This window comes from Motiliproteus sp. SC1-56 (assembly GCF_017309075.1).
Lineage (GTDB): Bacteria > Pseudomonadota > Gammaproteobacteria > Pseudomonadales > Balneatricaceae > Motiliproteus.
This window is the reverse complement of the sequence record NZ_JAEMGS010000010.1, coordinates 70,534-94,117: the sequence shown is the minus strand read 5'-3', so window position 1 is coordinate 94,117 and position 23,584 is coordinate 70,534. Positions and strand designations below refer to the sequence as shown.

The window sequence follows — 23,584 nt, the reverse complement described above, 5'->3', positions numbered from 1 at the left end:
TTTTAACTCGATGCCAATAGCTTAGCTCGGGCCGCGGGGCGGTGCCGGGGTCAGGGTTGTTCCAGGGGAATGACGCGGCTCTGGTTGCGTTTCGCACGCTGGTTGAGGCGGGTGACCAGCGCCACCAGTTGCCCTTCGGGGACCGGCGGGCTGTAGAGGTAGCCCTGGGCCAGTTCGCAGCCGTTATCCCGCAAAAAGCGCTCCTGCTCGTCGGTTTCCACCCCTTCGCCGACCACCTCCAGTTTCAGCTTGTGGGCCATGGCGATGACGGCCGCGGTGATCTCCATGTCGTTCTGGTCCTGGGGGATATCCTTGACGAAGGTGCGGTCGACCTTGAGGATGTCCACCGGCAGGCGTTTCAGGTAACTCAGCGAAGAGTAGCCGGTACCGAAGTCGTCAATGGCCAGGGTTGCCCCCAACGTCTTGAGCTGCTTGAGAATTTTGATCGCTTCTTCAACGTTTTCCATCAGCATGCTTTCGGTCAGCTCGAGCTCGATCTGGGCGGCGGGCACCCGCGACTCGTCCAGTATGTGCTTGAAGGTGCTGATAAAGAGCGGGTCGTGAAACTGCAGCGCCGAGAGGTTGACCGCGACGCGCAGTTGCCCTAACCCGAGGGTCTGCAGGCGCTGGTACGCTTCGCAAGCCATCATGATGACTTGTTGACCGATGCCGACGATCAACCCTGTCTCTTCGGCGAGGGGAATGAAGTGGTTGGGGAATATCATCCCCCGGCGGGGGTGCTGCCAGCGAACCAGAGCTTCCAGGCCGACCACCTCGCCGGACTTGAGGTCGATCTGGGGCTGGTAAAACAACACAAATTCCCGATTACGAATGGCCTGGCGCAGCTCCTGCTCCAGAAACAGGTTGGCTTCTGCGCGCTCGGTCAGCGCCGGGCTGAAAAATCGGTGGGTGTTTCTGCCGTGCTTTTTCGCCTGGTGCATGGCCATGTCGGCAAACTTCATCAACTCGGCGGCGTCCTGCGAATCGCCGGGGGCGACGGCGATGCCGATACTGGTGGTGACGAACATCTCCTGGGCCCGGCTGATCCCGGCGGAGAGCCGGGTGGGCTTTCGCACCAGGGCACTGATACGCCCGGCCAGCCGCGCCGCCGCCTCTTCGTCGATATCCGCCAGGGCAAAGGCAAACTCGTCGCCGCCGAGGCGGCCCAGGAGGCTGTCGCTGCCTAACTCCTGGCGCAACTTGTCTGCAACCAGGCGCAGCAGTTCGTCGCCGGCTTCATGGCCGAGGCTGTCGTTGACCCGCTTGAACTGGTCGAGGTTGAGGTAAAAAAGGGTCAGGTGTTGCCGCCGCCCGTGGCGCTCGCTCAAGGCCTGCGCCAGCTCCTTTCTGAACAGGCGCCGGTTGGCCAGGCCGGTGAGTTGGTCCCAGTACGCCAGGCGCTCGATTTGCTCCTGGTGCAGCCGCAGGCGGGTGATATCTTCGCTGACACTGACAAAGTGGGTCACCACGCCCTGGTTGTTCTTGATCGGGGAGATGGTCTCCCGCGCCCAGAACAGCTCGCGGTTCTTCTTCTGGTAACAGATCTCCCCGTGCCATTCCCGGCCGCGGCTGATGCGCCGACGCAGGGCGATCAGGTCGCTGCGACTGGTGTCCTCGGATTCCAGAAAGCGAGGTTTCTTGCCCCGCACTTCGTCGCTTTCAAAGCCGGTCAGCCGGGTGAAGTAGGGATTTACGTACTCGATCCGCCCCTGCCGGTCCAGAATCATCACGCAAGCGGAGCTTTGTTCGACGGCGCAGGAGAGCGTGTGCAGGGTTGCCTGGTCCCGGCGCTGGGCGGTGATGTCCTGTCCGGCGCAGATCAGCTGAGGGGCGTTGCGCTCGGCGTCCCAGGCGACCACGTTGTGCCAGGCGATAAGTCGAGTATCGCCTTCGGCGGTGACAACATGGTTTTCGTAATAATCCTCGGTAAGCCCCGCCGCGAGGCATTCTGACAGGTGGCTGTGAACGGCCTCGCGCTCTGTTTCGGGAAGGCAGCGTTGAGGCCAGCTTTGGCCGATCAGGGAGCCGGGTGGGTGGCCCAGAATCTGGTGGCCCCGTTGATTGAGCATCACGACCCGGCCTTCGGCATCAAGCACCAGCAACATGGCATTGGCCATATCCAGGTAGCGCTCCGCACGACTTCGTTCCTGCTCGAGTGCCTGTTGCAGGTGCCGGGATTCGCGGGTCTTATGCGCTACCCGTTGCTTCAGCAGGTCGGGCTGGCGCAGCAGTGCATAGATCAGCAGAGCGCAGCTAAGTGCCACGACAAAACTGAAAAAGACTTGGATGGCGAAATAGGGGGCTGACGCCAGCGGGGAACTGGCCGCCACCTCCAGCAACCAGTGCTGGTTGGGTACCGGAATTTGCACCTGTACCGGATTTTCCAGCGCCTCTTGGGGGGCGCCGGCAAAGCGCAGCATCTCATCGCTGCTTGATGCGGGGCGGGCGAGGGTGTAGCGCAGGCCCCGGGCCTCGAGCGAGGGGAGCTCGGTGGCGGCGAGCAGGTCATCGACCAGGACCAGGGCCGAGGCGAAGCCCCAGAACTGTTCAGCCCCGTCGGGCTTGGGCAGGAAAACCGGTTGCCTTACGATCAGCCCCTCGCCGCCTTGCCGCAGTGTGAAGGGGCCGGCCAGGGTCATGCGTTTGCTGTTCAGGGCAACCCAGGCCTCGTTGCGTCGTTGGTCGTCGCGCAGAATGTTGTGGCCAAGGGCCGCTTCGTGACCAGGGAGGGGATAGATCTGGTCGATAATGCCCGCGGGTGCCAGTTGCAGGTTGGAAATCCCGTCCACGGAGGTGAGGATGTCCCTGGCGTGACCGGCGAAGTTTTCCAGTGCGCCATCGTTATGGCGAACCAGCGAGCCGAGTATGTAGGCGGCTGATGCGGCGTGGCTGAGGTGGCGTTCGATGCTCGTCGCAACGGACTGGGCAACCTCGTTGAGGTGTCTTTGCTGCTCACTGCGCCAGGCACTCTCCTGGGCCCAGGACCAACTGAGCGCGGCGCTCAGTACCAGAATAAAGGTGAGGGGGGCGAGCCAGTAACGGTAAGAGGGTTTCATTGCGCGGTGGTGTCTAAGGCTCACATGGGTTTTGCCTGTTCCTGGCAGTAGGGCCTCCCTGAGCGGGCTCATCTTAAGGCAGGGGATTGTTTATTACAATTGCCTAATGTCAAGGAAGGGTCGGGCTGAACCCGGGCCTGCGCCTAGGGTGGCGGGTGGCTCGATTTGAACGCCCGGTAGCGACGGCAAAAGTGCGCCGTGAAGGCTTCCAGGGCCTGGGCTTCGGGCTCTTCGCCCAGCATTCTAAGCACCTGGGCGGCGCTCTCCAGCGTACACAACTGGTCGGCACCGGCCCCGCGTCTGAGGCTGTAGCGGCTGGGCGTCTGTTCCTCCAGGGAAAGCAGGGGAAAGGGGGCCAGTCCGGGACTCTTGCGCAACATCTTGCGCACCTCCTTCCAGGTGCCGTCGAGCAGCAGGAGCCGGGGGGCGCGCAGGGCCGTGAATTGCGACCGCGGGGCGCGCCGGTTCTCGAGCTCGGGACGGTCGACGGGAAACAGGATAAAGGTCTGTCCCGGCCTTTCTGCCAGCCAAGCCGCAAGCGCCGGGTCAGGTTCGGTTCGGTGCCAGCTAAAACAGGGCGTGCCGGCCAGGCTCTGGGCCAGAAACCGGCCCGTGTTGGTGGGGCGCGCTTGCTCTTTGGGGTGCAGCAACAGTGCGAATTCACAACGGCTGGAAATGCGGGGCCGTTCTGCGCAGGCGCAGTGACTGGGGGGAAGCGAGCATTGACGGCAGGACACGGTTAAAGCTGCCGCTTTGGCCGCAGGCGCTGAAAACTGGCCCCGAGCCAGCCGGGGCGCGACCAGACGACGTACGCCGCCATGGGCAGGTTTAAAAGCGCCAGGGTCAGGAAGAAGGTCTCCAGGGGCCAGTGCCATAGCCCGAGCAGTACAAACCCCATCGCGGCGGAAAGAACCATGTAGAGGGCGTTGACGATATTGTTGGCGGCGATGGTCTGGGCGCGATTTCCGATATCGGTGCGGGCCTGCAACTGGGTATAGAGGGGAACGATGTAACAGCCGCCAAAGGCGCCTATGAGAACAATATCCAGGGCCACCCGCAGGTTGGCCGCCAGCAGAGCGCCGAGGCCGCTATCGGCGGGCAGGGGGCTTTGCGGCGAGGCGAAAAACAGATCGCTTCCGGCCAGGATCAGCCCCGCAAGACCGATGAGCACCATATCCCGTCCCAGCCGGTCCCGAGTGAGGCGGTTGCAGGCCAGGGAGCCGGCCCCTATGCCGACGGTGAAACAGCAAAGCAGCGCGCTGACGGTGAGGGTATCACCGCCCAGAACGGCTTGAGCGTAGTGGGGAACCTGGGTCAGGTAGGCGGCGCCCAGAAACCAGAACCAGGAAATGGCCAGGATCAGGAACCGGATCCGGGGTTGCTTCCAGGATTGTGCCAGCAGCCGGACGGTGAGCCTGGCGGGATTGCGCAGCGGTTGTTGTTCAGCGATGGCTGAGGGGGCCAGGGGGATGCGCCGGCAGGCCCACCAGCCAAGGAAAGCCTGCAGGCACAGCAACGCCGCGATCATCAGCTCGCCTTGCGGGTAGCGGAAAAGGACGCCGGCGATCAGGGTGCCGAGGAGAATGGCGATGAAGGTGCCGGCTTCCACCAGGCCGTTGCCCGCCACCCATTGGCTGGGCTCGAGGTGTTGGGGAATGAGCGAGTACTTGATGGGGCTAAAAAACGCCGACTGGGTGGCCATTAGAAACAACAACAGGTAGAGCATGCTCAGGTTGTGGCTGAGCAGGGCCACCGAGGCCAGCAGCATCAACCCCAGCTCGCCTATTTTCAGGAGTCGGACCAGAGCCGACTTTTCGTGCCGGTCGGCCAGCTGGCCGGCAAGGGCGGAAAACAGCAGGTAGGGAAGGATGAAGAGCGCGGCGGCCAGGTTGGTCAGCTTGTCGATTTCGCCGCCCTGCTGGGCAGACTCGAATACCAGCAGCAGGATCAGGGTGTTCTTAAACAGGTTGTCGTTGAGGGCGCCGAGGAACTGAGTGCTGAAAAAAGGCGCAAAGCGCACGCTGGTCAGTAACTGCCATGGGCTCACGGAGGCGCTGCGGTTTGGGTCCATTAATCCTCTGGTTTGCTGCCGAGGGGGGGGGGGGCTGCGCCCCGGTTCGGTGAACAGGCCCGGGGCGTGAATTCAGCCCATTGAGTTCCCGCGGTTGTTAGGATAGCCTGTTTTGCTTTCGCTGCCAGGCGCGCCGCTAGTGCTAACGTCTTATTGAGCTAGCTCCCCGGACTGATTAATTTGCGGTCAACATCGGTCCATCGCAGCCGCCATGATCGCGCCCCGGAAACCCGGAGCAGCGCACCACCGGATTCGTTTTTTTCAGACATGGAGTAATGCACTTATGCGTATCATCTTGCTGGGCGCCCCGGGCGCCGGAAAAGGCACCCAGGCCCAATATATCACCGAGCGTTACGGGATTCCCCAGATTTCTACCGGTGACATGCTGCGTGCCGCGGTGAAAGCCGGCACTCCGCTGGGCAAGCAGGCCAAGGAGGTGATGGACGCGGGCCAGCTGGTTTCTGATGACATTATCATCGGTTTGGTCAAAGAACGTATTGCCGAGCCGGATTGCGCCAAGGGTTTTCTGTTCGACGGCTTTCCCCGTACCCTGCCGCAGGCGGACGCCCTCAAGGATGCCGGTGTGAAGATCGACGCCGTGGTTGAAATCGATGTTGCCGACGAGGAGATCGTCAAGCGTATGTCGGGTCGGCGGGTGCACCCCGGCTCCGGCCGGACCTACCACGTAATTTTCAATCCCCCCAAGGAAGAGGGCAAGGACGACGTCACCGGCGAGGAGCTGGTTCAGCGCGCCGACGACAATGAAGAGACCGTCCGTGACCGCCTCGGCGTCTATCACGAACAGACTGCGCCGCTGATCGACTACTACAAGTCCTGGGGCGAGCAGGATCCCGCCAGCGCACCTCGCTACGTCTACGTGGCCGGGGTTGGCTCGGTGGCGGATATTCGTGACAAGGTTTTTGCCGGCCTGGATTGATTTTCAGCGGTTTGGAAACTTAAAAGAGAGCTTCGGCTCTCTTTTTTTATGCAGCGGGGGTGTCCGTTTCACGCCGAGCGGAGGTGGCGCGACCGGGTGGCGCCCCGGCCGGCAACCGAGGTGCCGGAGTGGCGAGATCCCCCCGGTGGAGTATATTTTCCCCGTTATCTGGGGAATAATAACGCCTTTTCAATAGCCTGGAATGCAACCCAACGTGAGCCTGAAAGCACAGAAAACAGCGGTGGTCCTGGTCAACCTGGGAACGCCGGATCAACCCACGCCTGAGGCCGTGCGCCGCTACCTCAAGGAGTTCCTCTGGGACCGCCGGGTGATCGAGGGGCGCGGGCCACGCCGTTGGCTCTGGTGGCTGGTGCTTAACGGCATCATCCTGCGACTGCGTCCGCGCAAGGTGGCCAAGCTTTATGCCTCCATCTGGGACCAGGATTCCCCCATGCGTAAGATCCTCAACCAGCAGGTGGCGGACCTTCAGCTGGCGTTGCAGCAGCGTTTTCCGGGCCACAGTCCCGATGTTTTTGCTGCCATGACCTACGGTCAGCCCGGGCTTGACCACTGCCTGAAGGAGCTGCACCGGGCAGGTTATCGACGGGTGCTGGTGATGCCGCTGTATCCCCAGTACTCGGCGACCTCCACCGCCCCCATTTACGACAAGGTGGCGCGCTTTCAGCAGGAACAGCGCGAGGTGCTGGATATTCGCGTTCTGCGGGATTATCACGATCATCCCCTCTACATCGAGGCGCTGGCCGAGTCGGTGCAGCGGGCTTGGCAGGCCGACTCGCCCGGACAGAAGCTGCTGCTGAGCTTTCATGGCATTCCCAAGGCTTATGCCGACAAGGGGGACCCCTACCCGCAGCAGTGCCTGCACACCGCCGATCTTCTGGCGGCCAAGCTCGGTCTCAACAGCGATCAGTACCAGGCTACCTTTCAGTCCCGTTTCGGCCCTGCTGAATGGGTCAAACCCTACACGGACGAAACCCTGGCCGGCTACCCGGGCACCGGGGTTAAGTCGGTGGACGTGATCAGCCCGGCCTTTTCCGCCGACTGCCTGGAAACCCTGGAGGAGATCGCGGTGGAGAACCGGGACGTGTTTATGGAAAAGGGTGGGGAGCAATACCGTTACATTCCGGCGCTCAACGCAGATCCTGCGCATATCCGACTGCTGGCACACCTGGTGGAGGAGCAGGCGGGACACTGGCTGAAGTCCGAGGAGCTTGATCATGGCTAAGCCCAGTTTCAGTTTCGGGCTTCACGCGGTCTACAGCCTGCTGGAGCGTCAGCCCAAGCGGGTGAAGGGGCTGTGGGTGCAGCAGGGGCGCGGTGACCAGCGGATGCAGAAGCTGCTGGAACTGGCCGAGGCCCGGCGCATACCGGTGCAGGAGCGGGACCGGCAGACCCTGGACCGGCTGGTGGAGGGGGTTCACCAGGGCGTGGTGGCAGAAGTGGTGCCGGCCCAGGCCCAGAACGAGCGCTTTCTGGAAAAGCTGCTGGAGCAGATGGAAGAAACGCCCTTCCTGCTGGTGCTGGATGGGGTGACCGATCCGCACAATCTCGGCGCCTGCCTGCGCACGGCGGACGCGGCGGGGGTGCAGGCGGTTATTGCTCCCCGTGATAAATCGGCGCCGCTCAACGGCACGGCCATCAAGGTGGCCTGCGGGGCGGCGGAGACGGTGCCTTACGTGACCGTGACCAACCTGGCCCGCACCCTCAAACAGCTGCAGGCGGCGGGAGTCTGGATCACCGGTACGGCGGGTGAGGCAACCCAGGAGATCAGCGACGCCAACCTTGCGGGCCCCATGGCCCTGGTGATGGGCGCCGAAGGGCGGGGCATGCGCCGGCTGACCCGCGAGTGCTGCGACCAGTTGGTAAAAATTCCCATGGCCGGCAGCGTCAGCAGCCTGAACGTCTCCGTGGCGGCGGGGGTCTGCCTGTTCGAGGCCGTGCGCCAGCGCAGTCGTTGAACCGGACTATTCGTCGGCTTTCTCCTGGCCGGCTTTCTGCTGCTCGCGCTCAAGGGCGCGGCGCAGGGAGTCGAGGTTGAGGTTGTCTTCCAGGCCCTGGAGCTGAAGGCGGTAGTTCTCGTTTAGCAGGCTCTTGTACTGATAGTACTGGTAGGCATTCAAGCCCAGCGAGACTGCAAATAGCAGTGCGATTACCAGGATGGCATCCAGGTGAAGGGTGAATTTCTTTTTCATCGGGTTGGTTGTCTTGATCTGCGCGAAGAAAAACGGGGCTGTTCAAGCCCCGTTTTTGATGGCTGTGGCTGGGTTACAGTCCCAGCTTGGCTTTAAGCAGCGCAACGACCTGGTCGGCGCCAATGTCCTGCTTGTCGGCGTCCCGCCGTCCCTTGTATTCCAGCAGTCCGTTTTCCAGGCCGCGGTCACCGATGACTACCCGGTGGGGAATACCGATCAGCTCCATGTCGGCGAACTTGGAGCCGGGACGGGCGTCGCGGTCATCCAGCAGCACGTCGATACCAGCGTCCTGCAGCTCGCGGTAGAGCTGTTCGCTGGCCTCGCGCACCGCTTGTGACTTGTTGGGGAACAGGGCGACGATGGCCACCTGGAAGGGGGCGATGGCATCGGGCCAGATGATGCCATGCTCATCGTGATTCTGCTCGATAGCAGCGGCCACCACGCGGCTGACGCCGATGCCGTAACAGCCCATCTCCAGCACGCTGTCGTCGCCGTTTTCGTTCTGCACCGTGGCGTTCATCGCCTTGCTGTACTTGTTGCCCAGCTGGAAGATGTGGCCGACCTCGATGCCGCGCTTGATCTCCAGCCGGCCCTGGCCGTCGGGGCTGGGATCGCCGGCCTGAACGTTGCGCAGGTCCGCCACCTGGGGCAGGGGAACGTCCCGCTCCCAGTTGATGCCGAAGTAGTGCTTGTCGTCGATGTTGGCGCCGGCGCCGAAGTCGGCCATTTTGGCCACGGTGCGATCAACGATCAGCGGCAGGGAGAGGTTCACGGGGCCCAGTGAGCCAGGGCCTGCGCCCACCGCCTGACGGATCTCCGCCTCGGTGGCAAAGCGCAGGGGCGCGGCCACTTCGGCAAGTTTCTCCGCCTTGATCTCGTTGAGCTCGTGGTCGCCGCGCACCATCAGGGCGACGAAGTCCGCATCCACGGCCTCGGAGGCGGCGACGATCAGTGTTTTGACGGTTTTTTCGATAGGCAGTCCGTAGCCTTCCACCAGGGCGGCGATGGTCTTGGTATCGGGCGTATCCACCAGGGACATGGCTTCCGCGGGCGCCGGGCGCTCACCGGCCGGGGCCAGGGCTTCGGCGGTCTCGACGTTGGCGGCGTAATCGCTGCTGTCGCTGAAGGCGATGTCATCCTCGCCGGAGTCGGCCAGCACGTGAAACTCGTGGGACCAGTTGCCGCCGATGGCACCGGAGTCGGCCTGCACCGGGCGGAAATCCAGCCCAAGGCGCTCGAAGATACGGGTGTAGGTGGCGTGCATCAGCTCATAAGTCTGTTGCAGAGAGGGCTGGTTGAGGTGGAAGGAGTAGGCGTCCTTCATCAGGAACTCCCGGGCTCGCATGACGCCGAAACGGGGACGGATCTCGTCCCGGAACTTGGTCTGCACCTGGTAGAAGTTGGCGGGCAGCTGCTTGTAGCTCTGGATCTCGTTGCGGATCAGGTCGGTGATCACCTCCTCGTGGGTGGGGCCGACGCAGAATTCGCGGTTGTGGCGGTCCTTCAGGCGCAGCAGCTCGGGGCCGTACTCGCCCCAGCGGCCCGATTCCTCCCAGAGCTCGGCGGGCTGCACGGCGGGCATCAGGACTTCCTGAGCCCCGGACCGGTCCATCTCCTCGCGCACGATGCGCTCAACCTTGCGCAGGGTGCGCAACCCCATGGGCAGCCAGGTGTAGAGGCCCGAGGCCAGTTTACGGATCATGCCTGCACGCAGCATCAGCTGGTGGCTGATGACGACGGCATCGCTGGGAGTCTTTTTCTGGGTGGCGATCAGGTATTGGCTGGCTCTCATGAGGTTTCGGCTCTGGCTACAGACAGGGAAAAGGCCCCATTTTACGGGGCCTTCCGGGCGCTAACAAGGCCGCATCGTCGATCCGGGTTCAAGGGCCTGCAGCGCTGCTGCGAGGTTTGGCAACTGCTGCTCATCGAAGACCTGGATGCCAGCGCGCCGTAAGCGGGCGGCAGTGACCCCGACTCCTGGGAGCAGTCGGCCGCTGAAGGATCCATCGTAGGTGTCGGTGGCACCACAGGAGGGGCTGCGCGCCTTCAGTAGTGCCAGCCGGATGCCGTGCTGTCGGCAGAGGTCCAGCGCGGCATTGGCGCCGCGCAAGAACGCGTCGGTCAGGTTCTGTCCACTTTGGGTGAGCACCCGGGCCTCTCCGGTCAGTACCGCCCCCCCGTCTGCTCCCTGGACTTCGGCCGGCGGGCGCGGGCATGCAAGGCCCCCGGCCAGCTCCGGACAGACGGCGATCAGGCGTCCTTCACGGCGCCATTGCTCCAGCTGCGGGGCACGGCAAGGCGCCCCCCGGCCGTCGTAGCGGACGGGTTCGCCCAGCAGGCAGCGACTGACAAGAATTTTTTCCATGGTTTGTGGTTCCCCTGACTGTGGACCTATGATAGCTGCAACCATTCACAACAGGGAGTATGCGCGTGAGCACAGCAGCGCCCGCCTGGCGGTCAGTCACCGCCCTGTTCTTTATCTTGCTTCTGGCCGGCTGCGCCGGCAACGGAGCCGCCCCGCCAACGCGGGATGATCCCCTGATCGACCAGATCATTGACACTCGGAGCGGTCAGCCGATGACTTACGAGGCGCTGCTGGCCCGGGCCCTGGAGGCAGATGTGGTCTACCTGGGCGAGCGGCATGACAATGTCGAGCATCACGCGCGGCAATTGCGGCTGCTCTCCTCAATGATCGAAGCCGGTGTCCAGCCGGCGCTGGGGTTCGAGTTTTTCGACGTTGGTCAGACCGGGTTTCTGGCCCAGTACGTCTCTGGCCAGCGTTCGGGCATGCAGTTGGGGCACGGCAAATCCGGCAAGACCCCGGAGCAGTGGCTGCGCGAGCAGTTGGGCTGGCAGGACCAGGAGGACGAGTACTGGGGTTTTTATTTTCAGCTGATTGAGCTTGCCAGGGAGCACCGGCTGCCGATTTTCGGTGCCGACCTTCCCGCGGGCATCAAGCTGCGGATTTCCCGCTCGGGGCTGGAGGGGCTTAATGCCATCGAACGTCAGCAGCTGGTGCGCACCGGGCTTGATGACCCCGCTTACCGGGCGCTGATGTATGAGCAGTTCAAGGCCGGACACTGCGGCTGGGGTATGGAACCGCTGCTGACCCGGCTCTACGAGACCTGGCTTGCGCGCAATGACCGCATGGCGGCCTCCGTGGTGGCCATGCACCGTGCCCGCCCGGAGGCGCCGGTGGTGCTGATCGTGGGGAGCGGCCACGTGAGGCGGGACCAGGGGGTGCCGGAGCGGGCGCAGTTTCTTGCCAAAGAACCCCTGACGCAACTCAATATCGGGATGCAGGAGATTCGCATCGAGCCGACGCCGCTGGCGGACTACATGGAGTCCCTGGAGGTGGAGGGCAAGGTGTTTGCGCCGCCGCACCAGGTGCTCTGGTTCAGTCAGCGCCAGGATTACGATGATCCCTGTGCGGCGTTAAACAAGCCGGCACAAGGAGATTAGGAGTAGGGCCGCGGTGCGGCGGGCGATCCTTAGCGGGTCAGCTCGCCGCAAAGGGGTTGCTCCATGCGGCTGCCGATCATGGCCGGGTCCAGCCCCAGGGCGCAGAGGTGGTGAAGCTTGGTAAAGGCCGCTTCCAGGGTCAGATCGTAACCGTTGACCACCCCGGTGCGCATCAAGGCGGCACCGGTAGCGTAACTGCCAGGTTCCACCCGACCGTACAGGCATTGCGAGAGGTTGACCACTACCGTGCCGTTGTCGATTGCCCGGGCCAGGGTATCCAGAAACGCCGGATCCCGGTCCGGGGCGTTGCCGACCCCGTAGGACTCCAGCAGCAATCCGTCCCAGGGTTGCTTCAGCACGTGCTTGAGAAAGCTGGTGTCGATCCCCGGAAACACCCGTAACGGCAGAATTCGGGGCTGCCCGTACTCGGGGAATTCAAAGGCCTCGGCCTTGGGGGAGGGCGCAGCCAGCGCCCCCTGGTGAATCTCGATATGAATGCCCACCTGCCCCAGCCAGGGGTAGTTGGGACTGTCAAAGGCGTCGAACCCGCTGGCCTTGATCTTCTTGGCCCGGTTTCCCCTAAGCAGGCGGCCATTGAAATAGAGGCAGACCTCGTTGATCGGGTACTGGCAGGCCAGCAGCAGGGCTGTGATCAGGTTATCCTGGGCGTCATTGCGCAGCTCGCAGAGGGGGATCTGAGAACCGGTGACGATGACCGGCTTGCGCAGCCCCTGCAGCATGAAGGAGAGGGCCGATGCGGTGTAGGCCAGGGTGTCGGTACCGTGAAGGATGATAAAACCGTCGTAGTGGTGGTACTGCTGTCGTATACGGTCGGCGATTGTCCACCAGTCGCGCGGGGTCGCGTTGGTGCTGTCGATCAGAGTATCGAGCTCTTCCAGCACGTACTGGGGCATGTTGGCGGACAGGTGCAGAGGCATTTTCTGAGCGATCAGGTCGGCGAGTCCGGGGGTGGGGACGTACCCCGCCTCTGAACGCTGCATGCCGATGGTACCGCCTGTGTAGAGTATGTAGACCCGCTTGCTCATCATCGCTCTTCTAATTGCCCCTTCTGGGTGTTTCCTCGGCCCTTCCGAAGGGGCGCTCCTGTGGACTCTCCATCAGAGCAAAGCGCCGTCGGGACAACAATTACGCTAGCTGATACACATTGGTGCTAGTTGGTGTTAATCTCGCGTCTACCGGCGCAGCCCTAACCCGAATTCCACAGAGTATTTCCGCGATGCGTGAAGATTTTGCCCAGAACCTGCGCTTGCTCAGCAGTTACTACAAGTCCATTGCCGAAGTCTGCCGCAAGATCCCGATCAACCGCTCCCAGTTCAACAAGTACCTCAGCGGCAGCAGCCTGCCGTCCAAGTATATTCTGCGTAACCTCTGCGACTTCTTCGGGGTCGAGGAGTATGAAATTTTTCTTCCCCACTCGCAGTTCGCCCAGATCGTGCAAGTTCGCCCAAGTGCCGGCAAAAGCGCTGTGGAGCGCCCCTTTGTCAGCCACATCAACAAGCTGCAGGAGCAGGCCGAGGGGCGCTTTGACAAGTACCTCGGGTACTACTTCGAGATCTACTACTCCATGGCGGCGCCGGGCAACATCCTGCGCAACCTGGTCCAGATTCGCCAGGAAGACGGGCAGGTCTACTATCAGCGGATCGAGCGCATGCCCCCGGAGAATCCGGGCGAAAAAATCATTCACAGCAAGTACCAGGGCGCCGCGTTTTACCTCAGTGACCGTATCTTCATGGTGGATTACGAATCCCTGACCGGCAACGAAGTGACCCAGACGATTCTGTATCCGACCTTCAAAAGCCGTGTTAACCGCCTCTCCGGGCTTAAGCTGGGGGTGTCGGCCAGCGACCGTCGCGAGCCCGCCTGCGTGCGGGTGATTTACGAATACCTTGGTGAGCGGGTAGACCTGCGCAAGGCGCTGCGTCTATGCGGTCTATACTCGCCCGACACCCCCGGCATTGATGCTCGCGTAAAACGCCGAATTGACAACCGGGTCCAGCCCCAGCAGGATCTGTTTTTGGCAGTGGCTCTCTAGGGGGTGCCCCGGGGCCCCGGGCGGGGTCGGCGCTGTGAACTCGAGGATCCAACCTCGAAAGGACGTCTCAATGGATGATGACGCGCAATTTGGCCAGATCCGTCTGGTAGGGAAAATCTCGCTCTGGTTCAGCCTGGTCGCTGCCATCGGGCTGGGTGCCGTGGTGCTGCTGACGGCCAGTGCCCCGGGCAGCTATATCGAAACCGTCCAGTCGCTGGCTTACACCCGCCGCCAGCTCCCCTGGGTCATGCTGGTGGGCGGCCTGATCCTGGCCCTCAGCACGGGCGTCATCACCTGGCTTATCACCCTCTACAGCACCTTTCGCGTCGCCGGCCCCATGCGCCGTTTCGCCGTGATCCTGGAGCAGGGGACGGCCGCTTCCAGGTCGCCGTCCCGGGGCCTGCGTGACGATGACTGCCTGCAGCCGGAGAGTGAAGCGCTGCGCGTTGCCCTTGCCTCCTACGCATCTTACCGGGAGCAATTGGGCAGTGAACTGGATGCGCTGATCGCCCAGCTCGAGGATGGGCCGGTGACGCCGGACAGCGATAACCTGCTGGCGCAGCTTAGGCAACTCAAGGTGATCCATGGGCGTGCCCGCTATAGCTCCTAGCTGGAAGTACGCCGCTTTACTGGTCCTGGCGGTCCTGGCGGTGTTCAAGCTGGCGACGTTCGCGACGGCCGCCTTTGAGCCGGGCGAGCCCCTGGCCACGGTTGGCTGCGGCTCCTGCCACCTGGCGGGGCAACAGGTCCGCGCCGGCAATGCCGAGCTGCTGCGGGGCACCGAGGAGCAGTTATGCATCGGCTGCCACCAGGGGGCGCTCACCGCAAGCCATCCCAGTGGCGTGCAGCCGTCCATGGAGGTTCCATCCGCCTTTCCCCTGGACTGGAAGGGCGACCTGACCTGCAGCACCTGCCACCAGGTTCACAATGCCCGCCACGGTCGGCTGCGCAGCACCAAGCGGGGCGAGCCCTTCTGCACCGCCTGTCACGCTTCGACCTTTTTCGATCACATGGCCGACGGCGGCGGTTCGGTGATTATCTCCGGCCACCTCGCGGCTACACTGGAGCCGGATCAGCTGGGGCTGGACCCGTTCTCGATCCAGTGTATGGGCTGTCACGGGGACAAGTCGGAGGACCCCCGCCAGCGGGTCAGCGTCGGCGCCAACCGGGTGGCGCGACACGGCGCCACCAACCACCCAGTCGGCGTGGCCTACCCCGAGGGAGCGGCGGATTACCAGCCCGTTGCTGAGCTGACGGCCGATATCGAGCTTCCCCAGGGCATGGTCAGTTGCGTCTCCTGCCACCGCGGCTACAGCAGCGACCACGGCGCTGTCTCTACTCCCATGCGAGGCTCCCAGCTATGCTTTCAGTGCCACCTACTTTAGCCGGACCCTCCCGGTCACCGGGAAAAAGCGAGCGGCGCCGCCGCCTGCTGATAGACCACCGCCTCCAAAGCGTGATGCTCGGGGCCCTGGTGATCATGGAAATCACTATCCTGGCGCTGGCCCTTACCTATCTTTACTCCCGCTTCAGCGCCATTACCGAGGCCAACCTGTTCCGTATTCACGGGGCGGATCGCCCGGGGCTGTTGCCGGCGTTTCTCAAAGAGCTGGGGCTGGTCATCCTGGTGATGTCCCTGGCCAATACGGCGGCGCTGCTGGTTGCGCACTACCTGTGGAGGATTCACCTTCGTCGGGTGCTCGGAGACTTCTGCGGGCGCCTGAGCCTGGTTACCGCGCTCGACCTGAGGCCTCATCACGACAAAATTCGGTTTCGGCACCCTTTGGTGGCAACCGCCGAGCAGTGGCGCCAGCGCGAAGCGGCAAGGGTGGCGGCGCTCGGTGTTGAAATAGGTCGCCTTGAAGCGCCGGGACCGGACGCCGAGAGTCGGTCGCAACTGCTGCGCCGATTGCGACGGTGTAAGCAGTTGCTGGAGGAGGATTGAGGCGACGGTGGCGGGCTGCTCAGTCCGCGGGCTGTTTACGCCAGTGAATTCGGACCTGGCGCTTGCCCCACTTTAAGGCCCGGGCCTTGTCCTCACCCATGTAAATGTCGATTTTGCGGAGCCAGCGGCGATGCATTTTGTCCAGCACCCGGTAGCGCCCTTCGAGCCCCTCGATAGTGACCTCGGTTCCGTGGTCCAGCCCCAGCTCAATCAGGTCGCGAGAGACGGCGATTGCTTTCATACCCGGTTGCAGCGTGTCCCCCCAGGCGGCTAGGGCAGGCTCGGCGTCGGTTTCCCCGGCGGTTGATGTATACGCCGTGGCCGTCACCTCCAGGCTCTGGGTGGTCTCCGCGCAACCCAAAGCGCCTGAGGCTAACAGAAAGGCCAGCAAGAGGCCCTGGCGCCGCCGCAGCGTCATCACCGGTTGGCGGGTCCGGCAAGTTCGTGAGTTGCCTCAGACCAGGCCCGGTAGAGCGTTTCATAGGCACCGGAGAAGCCCTGTTTCACCTCTTCCCAGGTATCGGCAGAGCTGTTTTTGAGGCCGCCGTAATACTCGGCTACCCGCACCCGTTGCCGACGCAATGCCTGCAGGGCATCGCGCGCCTCCCGACGGGAGGCCTGGCTCATCTGGCCCCAGTTGCGGTCCAGCTGGCGTTCCAGGGCGTCGATGCTGGCATCCAGCGCCTCGAGGGCTTTACGGCTCTCGGTCAGCGCCTGCGCCTGCTTTTCGGCGCCGTAGGCGGCAAGGGTTTCCAGGAGCGCTTCGGTATCTTGTGCGACCTTCTCGAAGGAGGCCGACGGGGCGGCACTGTCGGATGCCTGGGTTGCCAGCCCCAACACCAGCCCCGCGGCCAGTAATGCGGTTGGGATAATGGTCAGTATCCTTCTGTAAACCATTGCTATTCTCCTTTTGCATGGTCAGTCAGTCCGGGTTTTTCTGAACCTGCCGGTCTACCAGGGTGACGGGAATCGGGGCGTTGGCGTCCAGGTGCACGTCCCGCTGCGGGAAGGCCATCGTGATTCCCGCCGCATTAAAGCGCTCGTTGATTTCCGTTCTCAGCTCGCTCCAGATGCGCAGGTAATCCTGTTCGGCGAAGCAGCGCAGCCAGAGGGTGAGCGCGTTATCCCCGAACTCTTCGAACGTAGCCATGGGGGCCGGATCTGCAACCACCGAGGGGTGGTCCCGGGCCACCGCCACCAGGATCTCCATGGCCTTTTTCACGTCGCTGCCGTAGGCGACCCCGACGGCGATGACGACCCGCAAGCGGGAGCTCGACAGCGACCAGTTGATGACCGTTCCGGTGATGAGCTCCTTGTTGGGGATCATCAGCTCCTTGCCTTCAAACGACTCGATGATGGTGGCGCGGGGGTTGATTTCGGAAACGGTCCCGTCGTGACCGGAAACCGTGATGATGTCCCCGGGGCGTATGGGTCGTTCGAACAGCAGAATCAGCCCGCTGATAAAGTTCGCGACGATCTCCTGCAGGCCAAAGCCTATTCCCACGCCCAGGGCCGCCACCAGCCACTGTAGTTTCGACCACTCCCAGCCCAGCAGGGACAGGCTCAGCGTGGCGCCGATGCCGATGGTGATGTACTGCAGAATCACCCCGGTCGCGTAACGTCCGCCAATGCTGACGTTGCTCCATTCCATTAAAAGCACCTTGACCAGAGGCGGTAGATGTTTGGTCACCAGGAAGGTGATGGCGATTATCGTCCCGGCGATGATGAGCGTCGCCAGTGAGATGTCACGCAGCTGCCCCTCCGGCAGGCTGCTGTCGGTCACCGACCAGAGTTTGACTTCGTAGAGCAGGCGCAGCGCGGGCAGGGTCTCTTCCCAAATGAACCAAAGGACCAGGCCGAGTCCCAGGATCCTCGACAGGCTCAGGAGCTGGCGGTGGGCATCCGAGAGGGAGGCGAGGGTCTCAAGGTCCTCGACCTCATCCGCCTGGGCCTCTTCGGGCTGCTCGGCGTTACGCAGCTCTTTTTGGGCCTTGCGCTGGAGCCGGGCCCGGTAGATGACCAGCACCCGCTTCAGGATGCTTGTACTCAGCAAGACCGCCAGCACGGCAACGATCGAGATGCCGAGGGTGCGCAAGTAGAGGTGAGCGGCGAACAGGTGCCCGGTTAAATGCATGACGACAATGGCCAGGGACAGCGCCACCCCCACCTGAAATAAAACCCGTGCCAGGCGGTCGCTGGTGTACAACCCGGTTTTCAGCGCACGGACGAAGTAGAAGTGCAGGCTCAGCGCCACGATCAGCGTCGCGGCCGCACCCAGGGCGTTGCCCTGGTCGGTGGCGGAGAGGTGCGTTGCGGATGCTGAAAAAAACACCGCCAATACGATCAGGGGGTCGGCCCATCTCAGGTCGTGGCGCAGCGCATTAAGCTTGCTGCTGTTCCACTTCAGCAACCGGCGCCCCAGCCCCAGTCGCGAAGAGAGTTTGCGCAGCAGGGTGAACAGAAAAATCAGCACCGCTGCCATCTTGAGACCATGACCGATGGCGGCCCCCTGGGGAGAAGTCCCGGCGGCGTTAAGCAAGGTGTCACCCGCGAGATAGAGAGTCAGCGCCAAGGGAACGGAGAGTATCGCGCTCAGCAAAAGACCTTTGAAGATAAGCCGTACGTGCTCGTCCCGGGGCCTAAGCGGGCCGCCAAAGAGCTGGTGGTGCATCGTTGCCACCCGGGGCCGGATGGCAACGCACAGCGCAAGGAAAAGGATAAGCACGATGGATTTTGGCGTGGCGAGCGCAGCCGGTATTTCCAGTAACAGAGGGGGGCGAGTACGAAGGCTCAACAATTCTCGCAGCTGCGCCACGAGCTGGGTCGGGCTCAGGTAGTTGTAGTTGCTGATCCAGAGCAGGTTGCCGGTGAGGAACTTCTCATAGTCGCGAATGGACTTCTGTAGCGCCTCGGCGGCTTCGTTGCTGTCGACCAGCATCCGCAGCAGGGTATTTTCCGCCCGCGTGGTGGCTGTCAGAAGACCGCGGCGCTGGTTGATCAGTGTCTCCATGGCGGTGCGTGCATCCGGTTCCCAGTCTTGATAGCCGGGGAACGCCTGTTCCCGGTAGCGGTCATGGGCCGCCATCGCGTGGAGCTCCTCATCGTGTTGAATCGACGCAACCGAGATCTCCACGATCAGGCGATTACGGGATTCGGTGGCGTTGGTCATTCGCTGTGGGCTGGGCAGGCTGGAGAGGCGCTGTTGCATCACGTCGCCGAGCTCTGCCTCCAGGCCCGCCACCTCGAGCCGCCGCTGGGTGAGGGCACGGTCCTCTTCCAGCGCACGTAACCCCTCCCGCGTAAAGGAGAGGTTCTCGCGAACGCTGGCGATTTGGCCGGTGAGCCGACGCTGCTCCTTGGCCAGGTCGATATTGCGTTCGGCATACACGGTCAGCTCCGAATGCCGCTGTCCAAGGCCTTGAGCGAGTTGACGGGTACTGGCCGCCTCTTCCTCGATGCGCTCAACACGCGCTGCCGTTGCCGCGTCTCTCAGCACGGCGAGTTGCCCTTGTAAGCGCAGAAACGCCGCTTCCAGGTAGGTCAAGCGGGCATTGCGAACCGCTTCCAAATCCGGGGAAGCGCGCAGCCTCAGCTCGAGCAATTTCTGTTTTGCCACAAGGGCCTGGCGGTGGGTATCGGTTACCGCGCTGGTGACCTTGTCGGCAAGGCTCGGGGACTGGGTGGCCGGTGGCAGGTTAGCCAGCGTCTGCTTCACCTCGGTCAGTTCTGCCTGCGCGCCACTGGTTGGCCGGCCTACCTCGGAAATAGTGGCGAGTAACTGGTCCCGCTGCTCGGCGACAGCGCGCTGCTCAGATTCCAGAATTTTTATCTCTGCTTCGAGCGCTTGCAAGGAAGGGGAGGAGCCCACGAGTGACTCCAGATCTGTGGGGGCTGCGTTTTCCGCCTGGGTTTTCGCCTCCAGCTCCGCTACTTCCGATTTTCCGTTTTCGAGCGCGTCTCGATAGTCCTGAGCCTCCCGGGTATAACTTTCCGCGGCTTGCAGGAAGGAGGTTGCTTCTTTCAATTTGACCTGCAGTTCTGCCCGCTCGTCCTCAGCCAAATCAGGTGACTCGCGAACTGCATCGGTAAGGGCGTTGATGGAAGAGCGATCATAGAACCCCTCGGCGCCGAGGGATGGGCTTGTTAAAAACAGAAGAAACACAGCCCGGATAAACAGCGCTTTGTATGTGAAGGGCACCAGCAAATGTCTCTGAAGCATGCGCAAAATAATCGCCGCCCGGTCGCTGCAAACGGCTTGAGTATAGGCGCCCTCCTGCGGGCCGGCCTGCTGATACCGGTGATCGTCCAGTTGAGTTTTTAGCGCCGGGCTGTCTAAATGGAGCGCTGAGGCCCTGGTTTACGGGCCGGTGACATCGCCTAAGGAGTTAGCGCATGAGTGAAAACCGTTACCTGGACGATTTTTCCGTGGGCGAGCGCTTTACGACGCCCGGCATCACCTTGACCGAGAGTGAAGTGATCGACTTTGCCATGAAGTACGACCCCCAGGCTTTTCACCTGGATGTCAACGCTGCCGGCGAGTCCCTCTACGGTGGCCTGATTGCCAGTGGTTTCCAGACTCTCTCCCTGAGCTTTCGACTCTTCATCCAGAGTGGTCTTCTGGCTAAGTGCAGCCTGGGGTCACCGGGCATTGACGAGTTGCGTTGGCTGGCGCCGGTGCGCCCCGGGGATACGCTGCACACTCGGGTGGAGGTGTTGGAAGTGAACCCCTCGCGCTCCAAGCCCGAGCGGGGTATCCTGCGGCTGCGCTATGAGGCCGTCAACCAGCACGGCGATCCGGTGCTGAGCTACATCATCAACCACCTCCTCAGTCGCCGTCCCGCCTAGCGCGGCCATAGTTTGTGCGGCTTCTGCAGATAGGGGGGGGCTCACCGCTAGCGCGCACAGGGTCATGCGACGAAGACAAGGGGCGCCGGCCAGTAAGAACTCGCGGGCCGGGTAGAACCAAGGCTGCTATTTTATCAGCCAAGCATCGTTAAAATGCCGACGCCCTTCGTCACCTTGGCCTGCGGGGGCGCCTATCGCTCGGCCTTGATACCGACTCCGGAGACCGCGTCCATGAGCCCGACCCTTGAGCAACTGCAACAAAACTACGAAGACTTTGTCACGGCTGTTCGCGCCAGTGGCCGGGTCTGGGGATTGAAATCCGAGGTAGGCTGGGTGGTCTGCGACTCCGAAGAGTTCGAGGACACGGATGTGATTCCTTTTTGGGCGGAGGAGGCCGAGGCGCGCCAGCAGTGTTGTGATGCCTGGGCCGACAACGAGCCGGTGGCGATTGACCTCGAGACTTTCCTCGACCAGTGGCTGGTGGAGATGGCCGAGGATGGGACCCTGGCAGGACCCGGCTGGACAAAGGAGCTGGAGGGGCTGGAGATCGAACCCGTGGAGCTTGGCAAGCGGCTGTTCCCGGAGGCCACCGCGGAACAGGAGGCTCCCTGAAAAGGCCGGCGCTTGTGTTGAACCGTCCGGTGATCGGCGGGGGAAAACCGCCAAGCCGGTTGACCTGCGGCCCGGTTATGGGCCGATAGGCGCTTAGCGCCCAGCGCTGGCCGGGGTCGAGGCGCCGGGCCTGTTCCCGTGCAGGGCGAGTGTCGCCGTCAGGAGGATGGCTGTGCAGGTCAGGCCTGCCGCCAGCAGAAAACTGCCCTCAAAGCCCCCGGTCCACTCGGCCAGCAGGCCGGCGAGGCTGGGCCCCGACAACTGGCCGACGGCGAAGAACAGGGTGATGTAACCGAACCAGATCGCCGCCTGTGCCGCCGGCAGGCGGTCGCTCAGCGTCGCGGCCATGATGGCGGGGATGGCAAAGGCCGAGATCCCGAAGAGGCCGATCGACAGGAGCAGCCCGGTACTGCCCAGTCCGGTAGCGGCGAGCAGGTAGGCGATCGTCTGACAGCCAAACACCAGTCCCATGCCCCAGCGTCGCCCCAGTTTGTCGGAGAGGGTGCCGAACAGCGGCCCCGAGATCAGGCTGATCAGGCCGACCAGCACCCAGAACCGGCCCGCTTCACGTGGTTCAAAACCGTAGTCGTTGATCAGGGCGGTGACGATAAAGGTCAGGTAGATCACGTAGGTGAATCCGAACAGGAAGTAGATGCTGCCCAGGTGGACGACAAAACGGCGGTCGATGGGCTTGGTGTCATCCTGGGCAGGGGATGGCGGGGTGTGTTCATCCACCCCCAGAGGTTCGAGCCCCAGCTCCCGGGGGTGGTTGCGCAGTAACAGCAGGCAGACAAAACTGATGGCCACCACCGCCAAGCCGAACAGCCCCCACCCCAGGCGCCAAGCCTCGAATCCGGCGACCGGGGCTAATTCCGGAATCAGCCCGCCGCTGGCAGCGATCCCCAAGCCGTTGCCCATGATCATGCTGCCCGCTGCCCGTCCCCGGTAGCGGGGGGCAAACCAGTGGGCGACGAGCCCCATTACCGGAATGTTGGCCGCGCCCGAGCCGATGCCGGTAAGGGTGTAGAGCAGCAGGAGGGCGGCAAAGTGAGTGCTGAGGCTAACCATCAGCATGGAGAGGCCTACCGTCAGCAGGGCCCAGAAAATAGTGGCGCGGGCGCCCAGGCGACGGCTCAGGTGGCCGCTGATCACCACTGCGATCAGGTAGCCGGTAAAGTTGCCGGTGCTGATAAAACCCATCTCGGCGTAGCTCAGTGAAAGGTCGCTGCCCATGGCCGGCAACAGCATGCCCAGCGCGAAGCGGCCCAGCCCCAGGCAGGCAAACAGGGTGAGTACGCCGGCCAGTACCATGATCCAGGCGTAGTGAACGGCGCGGGGGGGCTGTTGCATGAAGCGGGCTACCGGCTGGCTGTTGAATGGGGCCGAGGATATCACAGACCGGGAATGGACTCTTTCCTGGCGTGAAATTGGCGTTTTTCTTGCGGCGGCTCGAATTCTGGGGGCTAGACTGAAACAGCACAGGCAAACAGAGGAATGGCAAATGTTGAGATTAATCAGTGCTGTTATCGGATTAAGTGTGGCTGCTTCGGTTTGGGCGGGCAGTGACGTGCTTTACCAGGTCGATGGGGAAGATTACCAGGGCTACTACACCAGCCCCGGCAGCAGTGCGCCCCTGGTAATCCTGATTCACGACTGGGACGGCTTGACCGACTATGAAGTCAAGCGGGCGGAGATGCTCGCGGATATGGGCTACGCCGTTTTCGCCGCCGACCTGTTCGGCGCCGGTGTGCGTCCCACGGAAGTGGCCGATAAGCGTCAGCACACCGGCGAGCTCTACAAGGACCGCGAGAAGATGCGGGCGTTGATGGACGGCGCCCTGCAAACCGCCAAGGAGCAGGGTGCGAACATCGATAATGCACTGGCCGCCGGTTACTGTTTTGGCGGTGCCGCCGTTCTGGAGTGGGCCCGGGCAGGAGCCCCGCTGAAAGGCTTTGCCACCTTCCACGGCGGCTTGAAAACCCCCGAAGGGCAGGACTACAGCGCCACCAAGGCGCCGCTTCTGGTGATGCACGGCTCGGCTGATACCGCCATCACGCTCGACGACTACGTTACCCTGGCCAAGGAACTGGAGGCCGCCGGGATTTCTCACGAGATGATCACCTACGGCGGCGCTCCTCATGCGTTTACGGTCTTCGGTTCAGATCGCTATCGCGAAGACGCGGATCAGCGCTCCTGGGCCAGTTTTTCCCGTTTCCTCGCCCAGCAGCTCTCGCAATAGCCGGACAGTGACCTTAAAAAGTGGGGTGGGGCGGCGCTCGCAGCGCCCCGCCCCGTAGTCGCGTTCGGCCTAACCTCAGCCGGGTGTTGGAACGGGGCATCCCCCCGGTGCCCATCCGGCTGGGTTTTCGACGGGGAGTGGTCCCGGCGTTCGC

Annotated in this window: 22 protein-coding genes; 11 read left to right on the top strand and 11 right to left on the bottom strand. The window is 62.9% G+C overall.

Annotation, left to right across the window (positions count from 1 at the left end):
• Positions 1-50: 50 nt before the first annotated feature.
• From JGZ97_RS12445 to JGZ97_RS12435, 3 genes are all read right to left on the bottom strand, one after another.
• The gene (locus JGZ97_RS12445; RefSeq protein WP_207062957.1) at positions 51-3,056 is read right to left on the bottom strand and encodes an EAL domain-containing protein; all 3,006 of its coding nucleotides are present in this window, start codon (positions 3,054-3,056) and stop codon (positions 51-53) included.
• 143 nt (positions 3,057-3,199) lie between these two features.
• The gene (locus JGZ97_RS12440; RefSeq protein ID WP_207062956.1) at positions 3,200-3,793 is read right to left on the bottom strand and encodes a tRNA-uridine aminocarboxypropyltransferase; all 594 of its coding nucleotides are present in this window, start codon (positions 3,791-3,793) and stop codon (positions 3,200-3,202) included.
• Between the two features lie 2 nt (positions 3,794-3,795).
• A complete protein-coding gene (locus JGZ97_RS12435) occupies positions 3,796-5,127 on the bottom strand; it encodes an MFS transporter (protein WP_207062955.1) in 1,332 nt (443 codons plus the stop codon).
• 283 nt (positions 5,128-5,410) lie between these two features.
• Between JGZ97_RS12435 and adk the strand changes: the two genes are divergently transcribed.
• From adk to rlmB, 3 genes are all read left to right on the top strand, one after another.
• Positions 5,411-6,064 carry an adenylate kinase gene (gene adk, locus JGZ97_RS12430; RefSeq protein WP_207062954.1) on the top strand — a complete coding sequence of 218 codons (654 nt, stop codon included), beginning with the start codon at positions 5,411-5,413 and terminating at the stop codon, positions 6,062-6,064.
• A gap of 214 nt (positions 6,065-6,278) precedes the next feature.
• Positions 6,279-7,307, top strand: a complete 1,029-nt coding sequence (hemH, locus tag JGZ97_RS12425; protein ID WP_207062953.1) for a ferrochelatase — start codon at positions 6,279-6,281, stop codon at positions 7,305-7,307.
• Positions 7,300-8,040: a 23S rRNA (guanosine(2251)-2'-O)-methyltransferase RlmB gene (gene rlmB, locus JGZ97_RS12420; protein ID WP_207062952.1), complete on the top strand. Its 741-nt coding sequence runs from the start codon at positions 7,300-7,302 to the stop codon at positions 8,038-8,040. The genes hemH and rlmB overlap by 8 nt, the downstream gene beginning before the upstream one ends.
• A gap of 6 nt (positions 8,041-8,046) precedes the next feature.
• Here rlmB and JGZ97_RS12415 read toward each other — a convergent pair whose 3' ends face one another.
• The 3 genes from JGZ97_RS12415 to JGZ97_RS12405 form a co-directional block, all read right to left on the bottom strand.
• Positions 8,047-8,274, bottom strand: coding sequence for a hypothetical protein (locus JGZ97_RS12415; protein WP_207062951.1), 228 nt, complete (start codon positions 8,272-8,274; stop codon positions 8,047-8,049).
• A gap of 73 nt (positions 8,275-8,347) precedes the next feature.
• Positions 8,348-10,066 carry a proline--tRNA ligase gene (locus JGZ97_RS12410; protein ID WP_207062950.1) on the bottom strand — a complete coding sequence of 573 codons (1,719 nt, stop codon included), beginning with the start codon at positions 10,064-10,066 and terminating at the stop codon, positions 8,348-8,350.
• Between the two features lie 60 nt (positions 10,067-10,126).
• Positions 10,127-10,639, bottom strand: a complete 513-nt coding sequence (locus JGZ97_RS12405; RefSeq protein ID WP_207062949.1) for a DUF523 domain-containing protein — start codon at positions 10,637-10,639, stop codon at positions 10,127-10,129.
• A 65-nt stretch (positions 10,640-10,704) separates the two neighbouring features.
• Between JGZ97_RS12405 and JGZ97_RS12400 the strand changes: the two genes are divergently transcribed.
• The gene (locus tag JGZ97_RS12400; protein ID WP_207062948.1) at positions 10,705-11,736 is read left to right on the top strand and encodes a ChaN family lipoprotein; all 1,032 of its coding nucleotides are present in this window, start codon (positions 10,705-10,707) and stop codon (positions 11,734-11,736) included.
• A 29-nt stretch (positions 11,737-11,765) separates the two neighbouring features.
• On the opposite strand, the gene ansA is transcribed toward JGZ97_RS12400, so the two are convergent.
• Positions 11,766-12,782 carry an asparaginase gene (gene ansA, locus JGZ97_RS12395; protein ID WP_207062947.1) on the bottom strand — a complete coding sequence of 339 codons (1,017 nt, stop codon included), beginning with the start codon at positions 12,780-12,782 and terminating at the stop codon, positions 11,766-11,768.
• Between the two features lie 191 nt (positions 12,783-12,973).
• On the opposite strand from ansA, the gene JGZ97_RS12390 reads away from it, so the two are divergent.
• The 4 genes from JGZ97_RS12390 to JGZ97_RS12375 all read left to right on the top strand — a co-directional run bounded on the left by JGZ97_RS12390 (position 12,974) and on the right by JGZ97_RS12375 (position 15,734).
• The gene (locus JGZ97_RS12390; RefSeq protein WP_207062946.1) at positions 12,974-13,789 is read left to right on the top strand and encodes a helix-turn-helix domain-containing protein; all 816 of its coding nucleotides are present in this window, start codon (positions 12,974-12,976) and stop codon (positions 13,787-13,789) included.
• 70 nt (positions 13,790-13,859) lie between these two features.
• Positions 13,860-14,399, top strand: a complete 540-nt coding sequence (locus JGZ97_RS12385; RefSeq protein WP_207062945.1) for a hypothetical protein — start codon at positions 13,860-13,862, stop codon at positions 14,397-14,399.
• A complete protein-coding gene (locus JGZ97_RS12380) occupies positions 14,380-15,174 on the top strand; it encodes a cytochrome c3 family protein (protein WP_207062944.1) in 795 nt (264 codons plus the stop codon). The genes JGZ97_RS12385 and JGZ97_RS12380 overlap by 20 nt, the downstream gene beginning before the upstream one ends.
• Before the next feature lie 95 nt (positions 15,175-15,269).
• Positions 15,270-15,734 carry a hypothetical protein gene (locus JGZ97_RS12375; RefSeq protein ID WP_207062943.1) on the top strand — a complete coding sequence of 155 codons (465 nt, stop codon included), beginning with the start codon at positions 15,270-15,272 and terminating at the stop codon, positions 15,732-15,734.
• A 19-nt stretch (positions 15,735-15,753) separates the two neighbouring features.
• On the opposite strand, the gene JGZ97_RS12370 is transcribed toward JGZ97_RS12375, so the two are convergent.
• Genes JGZ97_RS12370 through JGZ97_RS12360 form a run of 3 tightly spaced genes read right to left on the bottom strand, consistent with a single transcriptional unit; the run spans position 15,754 to position 19,953 of the window.
• A complete protein-coding gene (locus tag JGZ97_RS12370; RefSeq protein WP_207063026.1) occupies positions 15,754-16,152 on the bottom strand; it encodes a 3D domain-containing protein in 399 nt (132 codons plus the stop codon).
• The gene (locus JGZ97_RS12365; RefSeq protein ID WP_207062942.1) at positions 16,152-16,631 is read right to left on the bottom strand and encodes a hypothetical protein; all 480 of its coding nucleotides are present in this window, start codon (positions 16,629-16,631) and stop codon (positions 16,152-16,154) included. Before JGZ97_RS12365 ends, JGZ97_RS12370 begins: the two co-directional genes overlap by 1 nt.
• Before the next feature lie 25 nt (positions 16,632-16,656).
• The gene (locus JGZ97_RS12360) at positions 16,657-19,953 is read right to left on the bottom strand and encodes a mechanosensitive ion channel domain-containing protein (protein WP_207062941.1); all 3,297 of its coding nucleotides are present in this window, start codon (positions 19,951-19,953) and stop codon (positions 16,657-16,659) included.
• 173 nt (positions 19,954-20,126) lie between these two features.
• On the opposite strand from JGZ97_RS12360, the gene JGZ97_RS12355 reads away from it, so the two are divergent.
• Together JGZ97_RS12355 and JGZ97_RS12350 are read left to right on the top strand one after the other, a co-directional pair.
• Positions 20,127-20,579: a MaoC family dehydratase gene (locus JGZ97_RS12355; RefSeq protein ID WP_207062940.1), complete on the top strand. Its 453-nt coding sequence runs from the start codon at positions 20,127-20,129 to the stop codon at positions 20,577-20,579.
• Between the two features lie 153 nt (positions 20,580-20,732).
• Positions 20,733-21,191: a DUF2750 domain-containing protein gene (locus JGZ97_RS12350; RefSeq protein WP_207062939.1), complete on the top strand. Its 459-nt coding sequence runs from the start codon at positions 20,733-20,735 to the stop codon at positions 21,189-21,191.
• A 93-nt stretch (positions 21,192-21,284) separates the two neighbouring features.
• On the opposite strand, the gene JGZ97_RS12345 is transcribed toward JGZ97_RS12350, so the two are convergent.
• A complete protein-coding gene (locus JGZ97_RS12345) occupies positions 21,285-22,541 on the bottom strand; it encodes an MFS transporter (protein WP_207062938.1) in 1,257 nt (418 codons plus the stop codon).
• A 187-nt stretch (positions 22,542-22,728) separates the two neighbouring features.
• Here JGZ97_RS12345 and JGZ97_RS12340 point away from each other — a divergent pair, with 187 nt between their 5' ends.
• Entirely contained in the window at positions 22,729-23,430 is a 702-nt protein-coding gene (locus tag JGZ97_RS12340) for a dienelactone hydrolase family protein (protein WP_370584052.1), read from the top strand.
• Positions 23,431-23,584: the final 154 nt, after the last annotated feature.

Bases quoted from the DNA above. Each gene is read 5' to 3' on its own strand.
- JGZ97_RS12445 (WP_207062957.1), bottom strand. From the start codon at position 3,056: ATGAAACCCTCTTACCGTTACTGGCTCGCCCCCCTCACCTTTATTCTG.
- JGZ97_RS12435 (WP_207062955.1), bottom strand. From the start codon at position 5,127: ATGGACCCAAACCGCAGCGCCTCCGTGAGCCCATGGCAGTTACTGACC.
- adk (WP_207062954.1), top strand. From the start codon at position 5,411: ATGCGTATCATCTTGCTGGGCGCCCCGGGCGCCGGAAAAGGCACCCAG.
- rlmB (WP_207062952.1), top strand. From the start codon at position 7,300: ATGGCTAAGCCCAGTTTCAGTTTCGGGCTTCACGCGGTCTACAGCCTG.
- JGZ97_RS12415 (WP_207062951.1), bottom strand. From the start codon at position 8,274: ATGAAAAAGAAATTCACCCTTCACCTGGATGCCATCCTGGTAATCGCA.
- JGZ97_RS12410 (WP_207062950.1), bottom strand. From the start codon at position 10,066: ATGAGAGCCAGCCAATACCTGATCGCCACCCAGAAAAAGACTCCCAGC.
- JGZ97_RS12405 (WP_207062949.1), bottom strand. From the start codon at position 10,639: ATGGAAAAAATTCTTGTCAGTCGCTGCCTGCTGGGCGAACCCGTCCGC.
- ansA (WP_207062947.1), bottom strand. From the start codon at position 12,782: ATGAGCAAGCGGGTCTACATACTCTACACAGGCGGTACCATCGGCATG.
- JGZ97_RS12390 (WP_207062946.1), top strand. From the start codon at position 12,974: ATGCGTGAAGATTTTGCCCAGAACCTGCGCTTGCTCAGCAGTTACTAC.
- JGZ97_RS12385 (WP_207062945.1), top strand. From the start codon at position 13,860: ATGGATGATGACGCGCAATTTGGCCAGATCCGTCTGGTAGGGAAAATC.
- JGZ97_RS12375 (WP_207062943.1), top strand. From the start codon at position 15,270: ATGGAAATCACTATCCTGGCGCTGGCCCTTACCTATCTTTACTCCCGC.
- JGZ97_RS12370 (WP_207063026.1), bottom strand. From the start codon at position 16,152: ATGACGCTGCGGCGGCGCCAGGGCCTCTTGCTGGCCTTTCTGTTAGCC.
- JGZ97_RS12365 (WP_207062942.1), bottom strand. From the start codon at position 16,631: ATGGTTTACAGAAGGATACTGACCATTATCCCAACCGCATTACTGGCC.
- JGZ97_RS12360 (WP_207062941.1), bottom strand. From the start codon at position 19,953: ATGCTTCAGAGACATTTGCTGGTGCCCTTCACATACAAAGCGCTGTTT.
- JGZ97_RS12355 (WP_207062940.1), top strand. From the start codon at position 20,127: ATGAGTGAAAACCGTTACCTGGACGATTTTTCCGTGGGCGAGCGCTTT.
- JGZ97_RS12350 (WP_207062939.1), top strand. From the start codon at position 20,733: ATGCCGACGCCCTTCGTCACCTTGGCCTGCGGGGGCGCCTATCGCTCG.
- JGZ97_RS12345 (WP_207062938.1), bottom strand. From the start codon at position 22,541: ATGCAACAGCCCCCCCGCGCCGTTCACTACGCCTGGATCATGGTACTG.